The 14,328-nt window shown below is 61.3% G+C and carries 11 protein-coding genes; 9 read left to right on the plus strand and 2 right to left on the minus strand.

Annotation, left to right across the window (positions count from 1 at the left end; translation table 11 throughout):
- Positions 1 to 20: 20 nt before the first annotated feature.
- Complete coding sequence (locus tag AC1D17_RS21505; protein WP_477567344.1) at positions 21 to 1,136, minus strand: DmpA family aminopeptidase; 1,116 nt, start codon at positions 1,134 to 1,136, stop codon at positions 21 to 23.
- Between the two features lie 118 nt (positions 1,137 to 1,254).
- Here AC1D17_RS21505 and AC1D17_RS21510 point away from each other — a divergent pair, with 118 nt between their 5' ends.
- Genes AC1D17_RS21510 through AC1D17_RS21530 form a run of 5 tightly spaced genes read left to right on the plus strand, consistent with a single transcriptional unit; the run spans position 1,255 to position 7,143 of the window.
- On the plus strand, positions 1,255 to 2,772 hold the full coding sequence (locus tag AC1D17_RS21510) for an ABC transporter substrate-binding protein (RefSeq protein ID WP_477567345.1): 1,518 nt from the start codon (positions 1,255 to 1,257) through the stop codon (positions 2,770 to 2,772).
- Positions 2,773 to 2,821: 49 nt separating this feature from the next.
- Positions 2,822 to 3,760, plus strand: a complete 939-nt coding sequence (locus AC1D17_RS21515) for an ABC transporter permease (protein WP_477567346.1) — start codon at positions 2,822 to 2,824, stop codon at positions 3,758 to 3,760.
- A complete protein-coding gene (locus AC1D17_RS21520) occupies positions 3,760 to 4,593 on the plus strand; it encodes an ABC transporter permease (RefSeq protein ID WP_477567347.1) in 834 nt (277 codons plus the stop codon). The genes AC1D17_RS21515 and AC1D17_RS21520 overlap by 1 nt, the downstream gene beginning before the upstream one ends.
- A 5-nt stretch (positions 4,594 to 4,598) precedes the next feature.
- A complete protein-coding gene (locus tag AC1D17_RS21525) occupies positions 4,599 to 6,254 on the plus strand; it encodes a dipeptide ABC transporter ATP-binding protein (protein ID WP_477567370.1) in 1,656 nt (551 codons plus the stop codon).
- On the plus strand, positions 6,232 to 7,143 hold the full coding sequence (locus AC1D17_RS21530; RefSeq protein ID WP_477567348.1) for a MurR/RpiR family transcriptional regulator: 912 nt from the start codon (positions 6,232 to 6,234) through the stop codon (positions 7,141 to 7,143). The genes AC1D17_RS21525 and AC1D17_RS21530 overlap by 23 nt, the downstream gene beginning before the upstream one ends.
- 163 nt (positions 7,144 to 7,306) lie before the next feature.
- On the opposite strand, the gene AC1D17_RS21535 is transcribed toward AC1D17_RS21530, so the two are convergent.
- Positions 7,307 to 8,782: an amidohydrolase family protein gene (locus AC1D17_RS21535; protein ID WP_477567349.1), complete on the minus strand. Its 1,476-nt coding sequence runs from the start codon at positions 8,780 to 8,782 to the stop codon at positions 7,307 to 7,309.
- 171 nt (positions 8,783 to 8,953) lie between these two features.
- On the opposite strand from AC1D17_RS21535, the gene AC1D17_RS21540 reads away from it, so the two are divergent.
- The 4 genes from AC1D17_RS21540 (at position 8,954) to AC1D17_RS21555 (ending at position 14,326) form a co-directional block, all read left to right on the plus strand.
- Entirely contained in the window at positions 8,954 to 10,519 is a 1,566-nt protein-coding gene (locus AC1D17_RS21540; protein WP_477567350.1) for an ABC transporter substrate-binding protein, read from the plus strand.
- Between the two features lie 98 nt (positions 10,520 to 10,617).
- Entirely contained in the window at positions 10,618 to 12,123 is a 1,506-nt protein-coding gene (locus tag AC1D17_RS21545) for an amidohydrolase family protein (RefSeq protein WP_477567351.1), read from the plus strand.
- 265 nt (positions 12,124 to 12,388) lie between these two features.
- Positions 12,389 to 13,357, plus strand: coding sequence for an ABC transporter permease (locus tag AC1D17_RS21550; RefSeq protein ID WP_477567352.1), 969 nt, complete (start codon positions 12,389 to 12,391; stop codon positions 13,355 to 13,357).
- An 18-nt stretch (positions 13,358 to 13,375) separates the two neighbouring features.
- On the plus strand, positions 13,376 to 14,326 hold the full coding sequence (locus tag AC1D17_RS21555; RefSeq protein ID WP_477567353.1) for an ABC transporter permease: 951 nt from the start codon (positions 13,376 to 13,378) through the stop codon (positions 14,324 to 14,326).
- Positions 14,327 to 14,328: the final 2 nt, after the last annotated feature.

Genomic DNA, 14,328 nt, shown 5'->3' on the forward strand with positions numbered 1-14,328 from the left:
ATGCAGAAGACAGGCTCGTTTCATGCTATCCTTCCGTATCGCGCCATGATTTCGACCAGCGCTGCCGGATCGATCGCCCGGCAGATTTTACCCTCCGGCTTCAACGTTTCCATGTCCTCGGCGGCCAGCATGGCATTGACGATCGCTTCGTCGATTGCCCGAACGGTTGCCAGATAGACCGGATCGAACCATTCATCGGGCATGCAGTCCATGCCGCGCGGCACGTTGATGAAGTCATCGCGCGTGACCTCATTGGCCGTGCTGAAGGCTAGGAACATGTCACCGGAATTGTTGCCGCCCGGCGTCCCGTTGCGGCCGATCCCGATTGAGCCGCGCTGCGCGACCCGCTCGAGTTGATGTGGCAACATCGGGATGTCCGTCGCGATGACGACGATAATCGAGCCCTGTTCGGTCGCTCTGAGCCTGTCGGCTGTGAGATGACGACCAACAGGCACGCCGAGGACGGTGAACCAGTCGCGCAGGCCGTGATTGGCCTGCACCAGGACTCCGACCGTGTAGTCCTTGCCGCCGAGCCGGACAATCTGCGAGGCGGTTCCGGTACCGCCCTTGAATTCGTAGGCGACCATACCGGTTCCGCCGCCGACATTGCCCTCGGCGATCGGGCCGCTCCCAGCCGTTTCGATCGCTGCACGGGCGTGATGGGGGCGGACATGCAGGCCGTTGATGTCGTTCAGCGTGCCGTCATAGGTCTCACCGACGACCGGCAGGGCCCAGACGTGCTTTTCAGAGTAGTCTTCGGCGTAATTCTCGATCATCCAGGAGGTGACGCCTTCGTGGACTGCGCCGACGCCATGTGTATTGGTGATGCAGACCGGCCCATAGAAGTGGCCGGCGTGCTTGATCCATTGCACGCCCGTTACCTCTCCATTGCCGTTGAGCGCATGGAACCCCGCCCAGACCGGCTTCATCGTCTTGTCGCGGCCGCGCGGAAGGATTGCCGTCACGCCGGTGCGCACAGGTCCGTGACCCTGCCGCAACGGTCCGTCGCCCTCAATCATCGTTGAGTACCCGACCAGGACACCTGGTACGTCAGTGATCGCGTTGAAGTCTCCCGTCTGGCCCTCGAAGGCGAGACCCAGCTCRCGGGCACGGGATTTTTTCCCTGACTGGTGCATTCTCGACTCCCGGTTTGATACGTAAACATCATCTATTGACATAACTGTTATATTTGCATCAAAGTCGAAATGGAAGAGGCGATGAGCGCCTTTCTGCAAAAAAAAAGGGAGAACTGAGATGCATTGGCACCGTAACGCCGCCGCAGGCATAGCAATGACACTTGCCCTTCTGACGGCACCCGCTGCCGCCTCCGCTGAAAACCTGATCCGCGTCGGCTCGCCCTATCCGACAAGCACGCTCGATCCGATGCGTTCGTCGTCGGCGGGCAACATCGAGGTCTTCGGGCAGCTCTATTCACGCCTCTTGCGCCGGGGCGCCGATGGCGCGCTCCAGCCCGGCCTTGCCGAGTCCTGGGACGTTTCCGCCGATGGTACGGTGGTGACGTTGAAGCTGCGCGACGCCAAGTTTTCCGACGGCAGCCCCATCACGGGCGCAGATGTCGTGTTCAGCCTGTTGCGCGTGCGCGACGACAAGGAATCCGCCTATTCCGCGCCGCTCCAGCAGTTGAAGGACGCGCGTGCAGAGGGCGACAAGACTGTCGTCCTCACGCTGAAACACCCCTTCGCACCGTTCCTCGGCAATCTTGAGGTCTTCAACGCCGGCATCGTCTCCAAGGCAGATGTCGAAAAGCGTGGCAAGGACGCCTTCACCAAGGAACCTGTGACATCGGGGCCTTATATCGTCGGCGAGTGGCGCCCCAACGACCGGTTGATTTTGAAGCCGAATGCGAACTATTGGCGAACGGGGTTCCCGAAAAATGACGGCGCGGAACTTATCGAAATCTCCGACGCCAACACACGCGTTTCGATGATGCTTTCGGGCGAGCTGGATGCGACGCGCGACATTCCATGGTCGCGTGTGTCCGAGGTGCAGTCGCGCGAGGGACTGAAGCTTCCGCTCGAGCCCTCGACAGTGATCTACATGACACTGTTGAACGAAACGAAACCGCCGTTCGACGACATMAAGGTCCGCCAGGCGGCGGCCTTTGCCCTGGACGTGCCGGCCATCACCAAGGCGATGACGCTCGGACATGCCAAGCCGGCGACGACGACGCTGCCGGGTGCCCTTGACTATCATGCGTCGGACTATCCCGGCATCCCCTATGATCCGGCGAAGGCGAAGGCGGTTCTGGCGGAGTCCAGCTACAAGGGCGAAGAGCTCGTCCTTCTGGCAAACGCGACCGGCGACAATGACAAGCTGGCCGTGCTGATCCAGGCGCAATGGGCCGCCGTCGGTATCAAGTCCAGAATCGAAAAGCTCGATCGTGGCGCCTGGTGGGAGCGCGTTGCTGCCGGCGATTACCATGCGGCACCGAGCTGGTGGTACAACGAAACGCTCGACCCCGATCTTGCGGTCCGTTGGGCTCTTTGCGGCTCCTGCGGCACCAAGAGCTTCTATACCGGCTACAACAACAAGAAAGTCGATGAGCTGACCGAAACCGCGGCAGGCGAGCTCGACGAGAGCAAGCGCGCCGAACTCTACCGGCAGATCCAGGAGATAACGACTTCGGAAGTGTCGCAGATCCCGCTCTATTACGCTCCCTACGCCAATGCCTACAGCGAACGCCTCAAGGGCTTGGGCATGAACCCGATGCTGCAATGGTCGCTTGAGGAAGCGGTATTCGCTGGCGAGTGACAGCAGCCCATTTTCGCGCCGTCGTCTGAGAAAGAGTTCGAGGTTCCCAATGTCGTCCTTGTCCGCCCTAGGGCAACGTCTGCTCCAGCTGATCCCGGTCCTTTTCGGGATCAGCCTGGTAAGCTTTCTACTCGTTCAGCTCTCGCCCGGCGATCCGGTCCGGCTGCTGCTGGGCGACCGCGCCACGGCGGAGGCCGTGGAGCAGCTGCGCGAGCAGTACGGCCTCAATCAGCCGCTGATCGCGCAGTATTTCACGTATCTGTCGAATGTTCTGCACGGGGATCTCGGCCATTCGATCCGCTACCAGATGCCGGTCGGGAGCCTGATCCTCGACTTCGTGCCGCCCACACTTTTCCTGATCGCCTATGTTGTGGCGATCAGCGTTCCGGCAACGGTGGTGCTGGCAATCGTTTCGGCGCGTTGCCGCGACCGCTGGCCCGATCATCTCATCCGGGCGTTCGCCATCCTGGGCATGACCATCCCGGTCTTCTGGCTGGCGCTGATGATGTCCCGGTTTTTCGGCGTCGAAATCGGCTGGTTTCCGGTGAGCGGCTACGGCAAGGGGTTCCTGGGGCATCTCCATCATCTCTTCCTGCCGGCCATCAGCACCGCGACGTGGCTGGTGCCGTTGCTTTTACGCAATCTGCGCGCGGCGCTGATCAACGAGACGGAATCCGACTATGTCACGGCGAGCCGCTCCAAGGGACTGRGGGAGGGGTATATCTTCCGCCGTCACGTGCTCGTCAATTCGGTTCTACCGACGCTCAATCTTCTCGGCGTGATGATCGCCTTTCTCATCGGCAGTTCCGTCGTCGTCGAGATCATCTATGCGGTGCCGGGGCTCGGCACATTGATGGTCGGCGCGGTTCTCGGCCGCGACTACAACGTCATCCAGGGGTTGACCCTGTTCTACGCGCTCGCGTCGGTGATCGTAACGCTGACGATCGACATCCTTTCAACGATGATAGATCCCAGGGTGAAACTATGATGAGCCTCTCGCCTGCAAGCGCGCGCCGTCACTTCGGGCCAGGTGCGATCGAGATCGCCGCCGGGACGGCCATTATCCTGGCTTGGGTGGTTCTCGCCTCCGCTGCGCCACTGTTCTCCGGTGCAGACCCCAACGGCATCGACCTCATCGGCCTGCTGCAGCCACCGTCTGCCGACCATTTCTTCGGCACCGATCAACTCGGCCGCGACGTGTTCTCGCGTGTCCTCCATGCTGCCCGCATCGACATCTGGATGGGGATCGCCGGTGTCATTCCGCCTCTGCTCATCGGCGCTACGATCGGCCTCATCTCAGGATATGCCGGGGGGCTCACCGACGCGGTAATGATGCGGATGGTCGATATCACCGTGGCCTTCCCCTTCTTCGTCCTGGTGATCGCCATCGTCGGCATGCTCGGTCCGGGGTTGTACAACTACTTCGTGGCTTTGGCGCTCGTCGGATGGGTGTCCTACGCCCGCCTTGTGAGGGCGGAGGTTCTCGTCCTGAAGAACAGGGAATTCGTGACGGCGGCGCAGGCGCTGGGCTATGGGCCAATCGTCGTCATGGTGCGCCATATCCTGCCGAACACGTTTTCCAGTTTGCTGGTCTTTGCGACGACCGATGCTGTTCTCGTGCTGCTTGCCGGCGCAAGCCTCGGCTTCCTCGGCCTGGGCGTGCAGCCGCCGACGCCGGAATGGGGGGCAATGATCGCTGACGGCCAGCCCTATGTCGTCGATGCCTGGTGGATATGCTTCTTTCCCGGTCTAGCGGCGACAACGCTCGGCTTTGGCTTCATCCTTACGAGCGACGGCCTATCAAGGGTTCTGGGACGATGAACATGATGACTGCGAAATCCAAACAGCGCCTGCTTGAGGTCGAGAACCTCTCCATCGCCTTCGGCAATGTGCCGATCGTGAAGGATATCTCGTTTGGCGTCGATGCCGGCGAGATATTGGGGGTGGTCGGGGAGAGTGGCTCGGGCAAATCCGTTACCTGCCGGTCGCTGCTCGGGCTCTTGCCCCGCTCCGCTTCCGTCAGCGGGCGAATAGGCTTTGACGGCAAAAATCTCCTCGAGCTCTCGGGCGAGGAGATGCGCGCGATCCGCGGGCGCGACATCTCGATGGTGTTCCAGAATCCCGCGTCGCATCTCGATCCATTGATGACACTGGGCGGGCATGTGATGGAATCCCTGCGCCATCATTTTGGACAGACCCGCAAAGAGGCGCGGCAGAACGCGATCGACGTCTTGCGTGAAGTGCAGATCAACGAGCCCGAGCGCCGCATCGACGCCTATCCGCACGAGCTTTCCGGCGGCATGAAGCAGCGCGGCATGATCGGCAGTGCCACCGCCTGCCGGCCGCGGCTGCTGCTGGCGGATGAGCCGACCACGGCGCTGGACGTGACGGTGCAGGCGCGCATTCTCGATCTGCTGGGCGAACTCAACCGCACCCAGGGCTTGAGCATCGTCTTTGTCTCCCATGATCTGGCTGTCGTTGCCGAGCTTTGCCATCGCGTTGTCGTGATGCGCAACGGCGAGATCGTGGAGGAGGGGCCAGCGAACGAGATCCTGCGTTCACCGCAGCATAAATACACAAAGCTCCTGATCGATTCCCAGCCGTCCTTGCTGACGCTTGCGCCGGTCGCGCGGGAGGAGCAGGCCAAGACACCGCTCATCGAGGTGGACCGGCTGTCGATTACCTATTCCAAACCGGGTGCCCTGCCGGGAAGGCGAAAGGATGTGGTGCGCGCCTTGCAGGAAGCAAACCTGACTGTCGAAGCCGGCGAATCCCTGGGCATTGTCGGTGAAAGCGGTTCGGGCAAGAGCACCGTAGCGCGGGCCATCATGCGGCTGGCAGAACCGTCCGGTGGCGAAATCCGATTTCGCGGCAGAAATATTGCGGCGCTCAAGGGGGCCGAACTGTCGGAATACCGGCGCAAGGTCCAGATGGTGTTCCAGAATCCTTTCGACTCGCTCAATCCCCGCATGAGGATTATCGACGCAATTGCCGAGCCGATGGTCCGGCACGGTCTTGCCACCCGCAACGAGGCGCTCGTGCGCGCCCGCGAGCTCATGCGCCAGGTCGAGCTGCCTCTGGAGTTTGCCGATCGTAAACCGCGGCAACTGTCGGGCGGGCAGTGCCAGYGGGTCGGCATCGCACGGGCACTCGCACTCGATCCGGAGGTGCTGATCGCCGACGAGGTGACGTCTGCACTCGACGTGACAATCCAGGCGCAGATCCTGAGGTTGCTGCAGCGTCTGCGCAGCGAGCGGCACCTGACGGTGATCTATATCTCCCACGACCTTTCGGTGGTGCGGAAGTTCTGTGATCGCATCGCCGTCTTCCGGGCCTCAAAGCTGGTTGAACTCGGCAGCGCCGAGGCGGTTTTCGATCGCCCCAAAGAAAGCTATACGAAGCTACTGTTGCAATCTGCGCCGCGCCTCGAGCGAGCGCTGGAACGAACCGGAGCATCCAATGCGGGACACGGCCGAGACTGAACAAACCCACTCGCCACTGGAGCAGGTTCTCAAGGAGGGCGATGCCTCTCTCACCCGTTCCGGCCGGATTATTGCTTCCTACCTGCGCGACAACCTGCAGAACATTCCCTATGAGACCGGCGCGACGATCGCCGCCCAGGCGGGCGTCAGTGAGATGAGTGTCATCCGGTTCATCCGCGGTCTGGGCTATGCGAGCCTCAAGGACCTGAAGGATACGTTGAAACCGGCCGAGAGCGGCAGCGGGCGCGTGCTCGATGATACGCTGGAGCGGTTTCGGGTCCAGCGGGGCGACGTCGGGGAACTGGAGGCCAGCCTCGAGCTGGAACTGCGGGCCATCACCGACGCCTATCTGCTGACGACGCTCGAACGCTGGCACGCGGCGGCCGAGCTTTTGACGCGATGCAAGACAGTGCATGTTGTCGGCTTCCAGGCGTCGAAGGGTCTTGCGCTGGATTTCGCAAGCCGGCTCAAATATGCCCGTGGCGGCGTGCGCTTTGCCGAGGGCGGTACAGGYGTATACTCGGAGATTATCGAGAGTGACCCGCAAGAAAGCTGCCTGGTGCTTGTCGATACGGCAGCCTATGCGCGCAAGGGCGTGCTTCTTGCCGAGCGTGTCCGAGACATGAAGATGCCATTGATTATCGTCACTGACCGGTTCTCGAACTGGGCCTATGAGTTCACCGAACTCGTGCTTCAGGGGTCGACCCATGTGAAAGCTTTCTGGGATTCGACCGCAAGCGTCTCCGTCATCCTCAATCTGCTCATCAACTCCGTGGCCGGCCGCCTCGGCGACCAGGCGCTCAAACGCTATGAAATGATGCGCGAACTCGGGCATACCTTCAAGGAGTTTGAAATGCCACCGAGTGCGAGTGTTGTAAGAGACAGTTAGCCGGATCACGCGGTTGCGCATGCGTGCCGGGCCGCCTAAGTCGTGGTAATGTGTACAGTTTTGTCTACAAAATTTTACTTGACCGGCAATCACAGCCTCGGCCGCATTGTGGTGCATATCCCGCATTGCGCGAGATATGCCTTCTCGATGCCCTTTCCGCCGGTCAGCAAGCCGGCGGCTGGGGCGGAATGACGGGCTCCTCGAACGTGCGCAGCAGTTTGCCCCAGCCGGGTTCGTGCATGTGGGCCTGCAGGCCGGCGCGCGCGGCGAACGCCAGCGCTTCCTCCTGGCCGAAAGTGATCGCCGCATCGACATCGGCGGTCAGAACCTTGCCGCCTTCCATCAGCATCTTGCCATCGACGATGACGGTATCGACATCGCTTCCCAGTACCTGATGGACAAGCCGGTGAACCGGCATCCACATCGGCATCAGATGCGGTTTGCGCATGTCGATGATGGCGATATCTGCCTTCTTGCCGACTTCCAGCGAACCGATCTCGTGCTCCATGCCGATGGCGCGGGCGGCATCGATGGTAATCATCTCGAAGACCTTGCCGGGTGGCAGCAGATAGCGATCATGGTTGTGAAGCAGGTGCTGGGTGAACTGTGCGAGCCTTGCGGTCTGTAGCATGTCGAAATGGCGGCTCGGTGCCGCGCCATCGGTGGTGATCGCGACGCGAATGCCCCTCGACATCATCTCCATGATCGGTGTCGAGCGGCCGGGCGGGGCGTGGGTGACATGGGTACCCGTCTCGGCAAGGATATCGATCTCCTCATGCGAGATGCCCCAGCAGTGCTGGAGGTGAATATCCGGCCCTAGCAGCGCATTTTCCTTGTCCTGAAAGGCCATGCGGATTTGGCCGGCAAAGGCATCGGAATGCAGCCGGACGCCCCATTTTCGCGCCGTTTCACGGACGCGACGTGCCTGCATCCGATCGTTTTCGGTCAATTTCACCGCCTGATCCGGGGCGGATGCGTTCGATGGCTCCACGGACGGGACGATCGTAAACGGTGTCAGGAACACCTTGATGCGGCCTTCGGCGCTGCCGTTGAGTGCCTCGATGACCGCTTCCGTGCCTTCCATCATTTCTTCGAAGGCGATGTTGCGCCGCTCGGGTTTGCCGCTTTCCCAGCGGGTGACGGGATGCGGCCAGGGCAGGCCAGACGGGCCGACGCAGATGATCTCGCGCAGGCCGATCTCGCTGTAGGCGCGGGCGTGATTGATGGCGAAGACCGGATCGTCGGCGCGTGGCATCGAGGTGATGATGCTGGCGCCGGTCGTGACCCCGGCGCGAAGCCGTTCAAGACCGGAGACGAGGCCGTCGGCATACCAGTAATCGCGCGTGACATAGTGGTAGTAGGCGGGGGTGACGACGCGCATCCACATCGAATTCGTGTCTGCGGCGATGCTGCGGATCAGCGCATGGCCGGCGTGGCCATGGGCATCGATGAGGCCGGGGATGATCAGCTTGCCACGGCAATCGACGACGTGCTTGTCGGTGTGCCGCGGCGCCRGATCGCCGGCCGTGCCAATGTCGATGATCCTGTCATCCTTGATGGCCAGCGCGCCGTCTTCGATGATGCGTCGCTCGCCATCCACGGTAACGATCGTGCCGTGAAGCAGCAGGAAATTTCCCATGCCGTTTTCCTCCTCATTCAATAGTTGCCAATCTTGGCGATATTTGTGCCAAATTTTGGTCACGATAATTGTCAACAATATCATTGACAATGGAGGCGGGCGAAACAATACTCTCTTTTGCCTGATGGCTCGGCCGCGCAGGCTCACCAACAATCCAAAAAGGGGAAGAACATGTCCCGTGTGAAAAGCTTCATTCTTGCCGCGCTTGCCGCGGCTGCCATTGCAGTGCCCGCCAGCGCAGAGACGCTTCGCTGGGGCGGGCGAGCCGATCTCTATTCGCTCGACCCCTATTCGGTGCCATCGACATCGAACCTCGCCTTCCTCAACCATATCTATGAGGGACTGGTTCGCTACGACCCGGACTTCAAGATCGAGCCGGCGCTTGCCACCGAGTGGAAGCTCATCGACGGCAAGACATGGCGTTTCACGCTTCGCAAGGGCGTGAAGTTTCACGACGGCGCCGATTTCACGGCAGACGACGTGGTCGCATCCTTCAACCGCGCCTCCGACAAGACCTCGCCTTTGCGTGGCAACATTCCGCTGTTTGCCGGCGTCAAGAAAGTCGATGACCATACGGTCGATATCGACGTTACCGCACCGACCGCCCTGTTCCTAAATGACATCACCAACATCTTCATCTTCGACGCCAAGTGGCTGAAGGACAACAACAGCGAGAAGCCGACCGATTTCGCCGCCAAGGTCGAAGGCTATACCACGCTGCACACCAACGGCACGGGTCCGTTCAAGCTCGAAAGCCGCGTTCCCGACAGCAAGACCGTTCTCGTCGTCAATGACGGCTGGTGGGATGAGAAGAAGCATAATCTCGACCGCATCGAGTTCATGCCGATTACCTCTGCAGCGACCCGCGTCGCCGCGCTGCTATCCGGCGAAATCGACCTGATCGATTCCGCGCCGATCCAGGATCTGCCGCGTCTGGAATCTTCGCCGGGCCTCACCGTGAAGAAGCGTACCGAACTGCGCACCGTCTTCCTCAACTTCAACGGCAAGGAAAAGCTGGAAGATGGCCGCCCGAATCCCTTCAACGACGTGCGCGTGCGCCAGGCTGTCGAAGCCTCGGTCGACCGCGACCTGATCAACAAGAAGGTCATGCGTGGCCTCGCGCGTCCGTCCGGTTCGCTGATCGCGCCGGAAATCTCGGGCTACTCCGCCTCGCTCGACACCTACAAACCGGCCGATCCGGAACTCTCGCAGAAGCTGCTTGTCGAGGCCGGCCAGAAGGACCTTGCCTTCACCTACACCTGCATGAACGACGAAAGCATCAACGAGGAGGACATCTGCTCGGGCATCGCCAACATGATGAAGCGCGGCGGTTTCAACCCGACGATCGATATCGCGCCGCGCGCCGTGCAAACGCCGAAGCGCAGCGCCGGCAAGGCCGACATGTTCAACCTCAGCTGGGCGAACGAGCCGACGCTCGATGCCTATTCGCTGCTGGCGCAGGTGCTGTCGACCCGCAAGGGAGCGATGGGTGTCTCCAACTACGGCGGCTGGTCCAACCCGGCGCTCGACACGCTGGTCGATCAGGCAGCGCATGAGCAGGACAACACCAAGCGCCTTGCCTTGGAAGCACAGGCTCTGACGATCGCCAAGGATGAGGTCATGCTGATCCCGCTGCACCAGCAGCCGATTGCCTGGGCTATGCTGGCCTCCGTCAAGAGCGTCGATTTCCGCGCCGACAACAAGCCGCGCCACTGGCGGACACAGATGGGCAAGTAAGGTTTGCTTCCGCAGACCAGACGGAAAGAGCGCCTCATGGCCCCATGAGGCGCTCTTTTTTATGAATTTCAAATAGTTGCTACGATCGTGAGCTTATAATGACATCTGATTTTCTGCATATGCTGACGCTTGGAAAGCGGCCAGAGGGCCGAACGCTTTTGACCGCGGACTGGGTGCTCGCCTGGCGGGATGACAGCCACCATCTGGTGCCGCGCGGCGAAATCGTCATGGAGAATGGCGCGGTGATTTTCGCGGGCAAGACATTCTCCGGCGAGGTTGCGCGGCGTATCGATTTCGGCACGGCTCTCATCAGCCCCGGCCTCATCGATCTCGATGCGCTGTCCGATCTCGATACCTATACGCTGGTGCTCGACAATCAGCCGGGATGGGCGCGGGGGCGCATATGGCCGCGGTCCTATGTCGAGCGCGGACCCTACGAAATGTACAGCCCGCAGGAGTTGGCTTTCCAGAAGCGCTTCGCTTTCGGCCTTCTGCTTCTCAACGGCATCACGACGGCGGCCCCCATCGCCTCGCTCTATTATCGGCAATGGGGCGAAACGGTTGCCGAGTTCGAGGCGGCTGCCGATGCGGCGGGTGAGCTTGGCTTGCGTGTTTTCCTCAGCCCGGCTTACCGTTCCGGAGGCACGGTGCTGGAAGCGCCGGGCAGGATGGTGCCGGTCTTTGATGAGGAAAGGGGGCTGCTTGGCCTGCGCGATGCCGTTTCCTTCATCGAACGCCGGCAGGGCTGCCATGGCGGCCTCGTCAACGGCCTGCTGGCGCCGGACCGGGTGGAAACCTGTACGCTGGAGCTTCTCGAGCGGACGATGGCGGCGGCAAGCGACCTGGATTGCCGTGTGCGGCTGCATATGGCGCAAGGGGCGATGGAGCTTGAGACAATGCAACGGCTGCACGGCGCGACCGGGCCGCAATGGATGGCAAACCACGGCCTTCTCAGCGAAAGACTGATCGCTCCCCACGCCACCCACGCCACCACGCGGGATCTCGAGCTTTACGCCGCGCATGGCGTGTCCATCGCCCATTCGCCGCTGGTATCTGCCCGCATGGGCAGCATGCTTCATTCCTTTTCTGCCTGCCGCAAGCTCGGCATCAATATCGGCATGGCGACGGATACGGCGCCGCCCGACATGCTTATGAACCTGCTGATGGGGCTCGTTACCTGCCGCATCAGCAAAAAGAAACCCGATGCAGTGCTTTCCGCTGACCTGTTCGATGCGGCAACGCTCGGCGGCGCCAAAGCGCTTGGCCGAACCGATATCGGCAGGCTTTCCCCGGGCGCTCGGGCCGACATCGCCGTCTTCCGTCTCGACGATCCCCACATGACGCCCAGCGTCGATCCGATCACGACGCTCGTGCTCGGYGGTTCAGGCAAGGTCACGCAGGCTGTCTTTGTCGATGGGCGGCTTTCCATGCTGGAGGGGAAACTGGCGGGCCTCGACATGCACGAAGCGCGCAAGCAGGCGCAGAGCCAGTTCGAGGGGCTCATTGCCAAGTATCCGGACAGAAGCTGGGAACATCCCCCCGTGGAGGCATTGTTTTCTCCGAGTTATCCTTTGTGGACAGGCAAAGAAGACAAGGAATGTTGAGGAAATGGCGACTTCATCGGCTAATATTGTCTACAATTAAGTTGACAAGATCTGAAACCCTGCTTTAATGGCGGACAACGAGAACAAGGGAGGTTGCGCGAGGAGCGCTCGTCTCGTGGCGGCTGAGGCTGCTGCGATTTGGGCTGCGTGCTGGCCGGTTAGGCCTTGGCATGCGCCCCTAAATGGCCATCCCAACTCTGAACGTCATTGATCGAACCGTCCGGGCAGGGTCTGCCGGAGGCCGGAGCGTAGCCAAGAGGTCACCATGCTGGTTTTCATTATCAAGCGCTTCGGAAACGCAATCCTGGTGATGCTTGCCGTCGCCCTGCTTGCCTTTCTGATCTTCCGGCTTGCGGGCGATCCCGTCGAGCTGATGGTGGGCGAGCAGACATCGCAGGCCGATCGCGCCGAGCTGCGCGAGCGGCTCGGCCTCAACGACAGTCTGCCGACGCAATATATCCGCTTCGTCACCGATGCGGCGCAGGGCAATTTCGGGGTTTCCTACCGCAATGGCCAAAAGGTACTGCCCCTGATTGCGGAACGCTTTCCGGCCACCTTGGAGCTGGTTTTGGTGGCGACCATCATCTCGCTGGTGGTCGGTCTTCCACTCGGCGTGTTGACCGCGATCAGGCGCGGCAAATGGTACGCGGAGGGCCTGCAATTCATCTCCATTGTCGGGGTGTCGTTGCCGAGCTTCGTCGTCGGCATCCTGCTGATTCTCGTCTTTTCCGTGATCATGGGCTGGGCGCCTGCCTTTGGCCGCGGCGACGTGGTGCAGATCGGCTGGTGGTCCACCGGCCTGCTCACCCCCTCCGGCCGTGCCGCGCTGGTCCTGCCCTCGATCGCGCTGTCGCTTTACCAGATCACCCTCGTGATGCGGCTGGTGCGGGCGGAAATGCTGGAAGTGCTGCGCTCCGACTTCGTGAAGTTCGCGCGGGCCCGCGGCATTCCGCGCTGGCGCATCTATTTCCGCCATGCCCTGCGCAACTGCCTGATGCCCGTCGTCACCATGACGGCGATGAATGTCGGCTCGCTGATCGCGTTTGCGCTGATCACGGAGACCGTGTTCCAGTGGCCGGGCATGGGCATGCTGTTCATCCAGGCCGTGACCTTCCTCGATATCCCGGTCATGGCCGCCTATCTCTGCATCATTTCCTTCATCTTTGTTGTCCTCAACACGCTGGTGGACATCGCCTATGCGGTGATTGATCCGCGCTTGCGCACTGCACGCTAAGAAACGGGAGCCGGTTCGATGACCACGGAACTTTCGCAAACGGCCAAGGCCGCCCGTCCCTCGCTCTTCAAGCGCATCCGAAAAAGCGACGTCTGGTGGTCCTTCACCCAGAGCAAATCCGCAAAGATCAGTGCCCTGCTTTTGGCGATCCTGATCCTGACGGCGATCTTCGCGCCGCTGATTGCGCCACAGAACCCTTATGATGGCGCCTCGCTCGATATGTGGAAGGCAGAACTGCCGCCGGTGTGGCAGGAGGGCGGCGAATGGCCCTACCTTCTCGGCACGGATACGCAGGGGCGCGACATGCTCTCGGCCATTCTCTATGGCACGCGCATCTCGATCGTCATCGGCATAGCTTCGGTGGCACTGTCGCTTGTGATCGGCATGACCGCCGGTCTGGTCGCCGGTTATTTCGGCGGCTTCATCGACAATCTCCTGATGCGCATCGGCGATATCACGCTGTCCATCCCGACGATCCTCGTTGCCATCCTGGTATCGACGGTCGTGCGCCAGATGCTGCCGGAAAGCTTGCGCGAGGTCGGGGCGTCCGCCGTGCTCGTTCTCGCCATCGCGCTTTCGGCCTGGGTGCAATATGCCCGAACGGTGCGCGCCCAGGCGATCGTCGAAAGCGGCAAGGACTACGTCCAGGCGGCCAAGCTCATCGGCGTGCCGTCACGGCGCATCATGGCCAATCACATCCTGCCGAACACGCTGACGCCGATCATGGTCGCCGCCACGCTCAACTTCGGCATGGCCATCCTGACGGAGGCGACGCTGTCGTTCCTCGGCATCGGCATGCCGCCGAGCCAGCCTTCGCTCGGAACCTTGATCCGCATCGGCAACCAGTTCCTGTTTTCCGGCTCGTGGTGGATCGTCCTGTTCCCCGTCGTTCAACTCTGCCTGCTTGTCGTGACCGTCAATATGCTCGGCGACTGGCTGCGCGACGCGCTTAATCCGAAACTGAGGTAAGT

This window comes from Pararhizobium sp. P1_E7 (assembly GCF_056405855.1).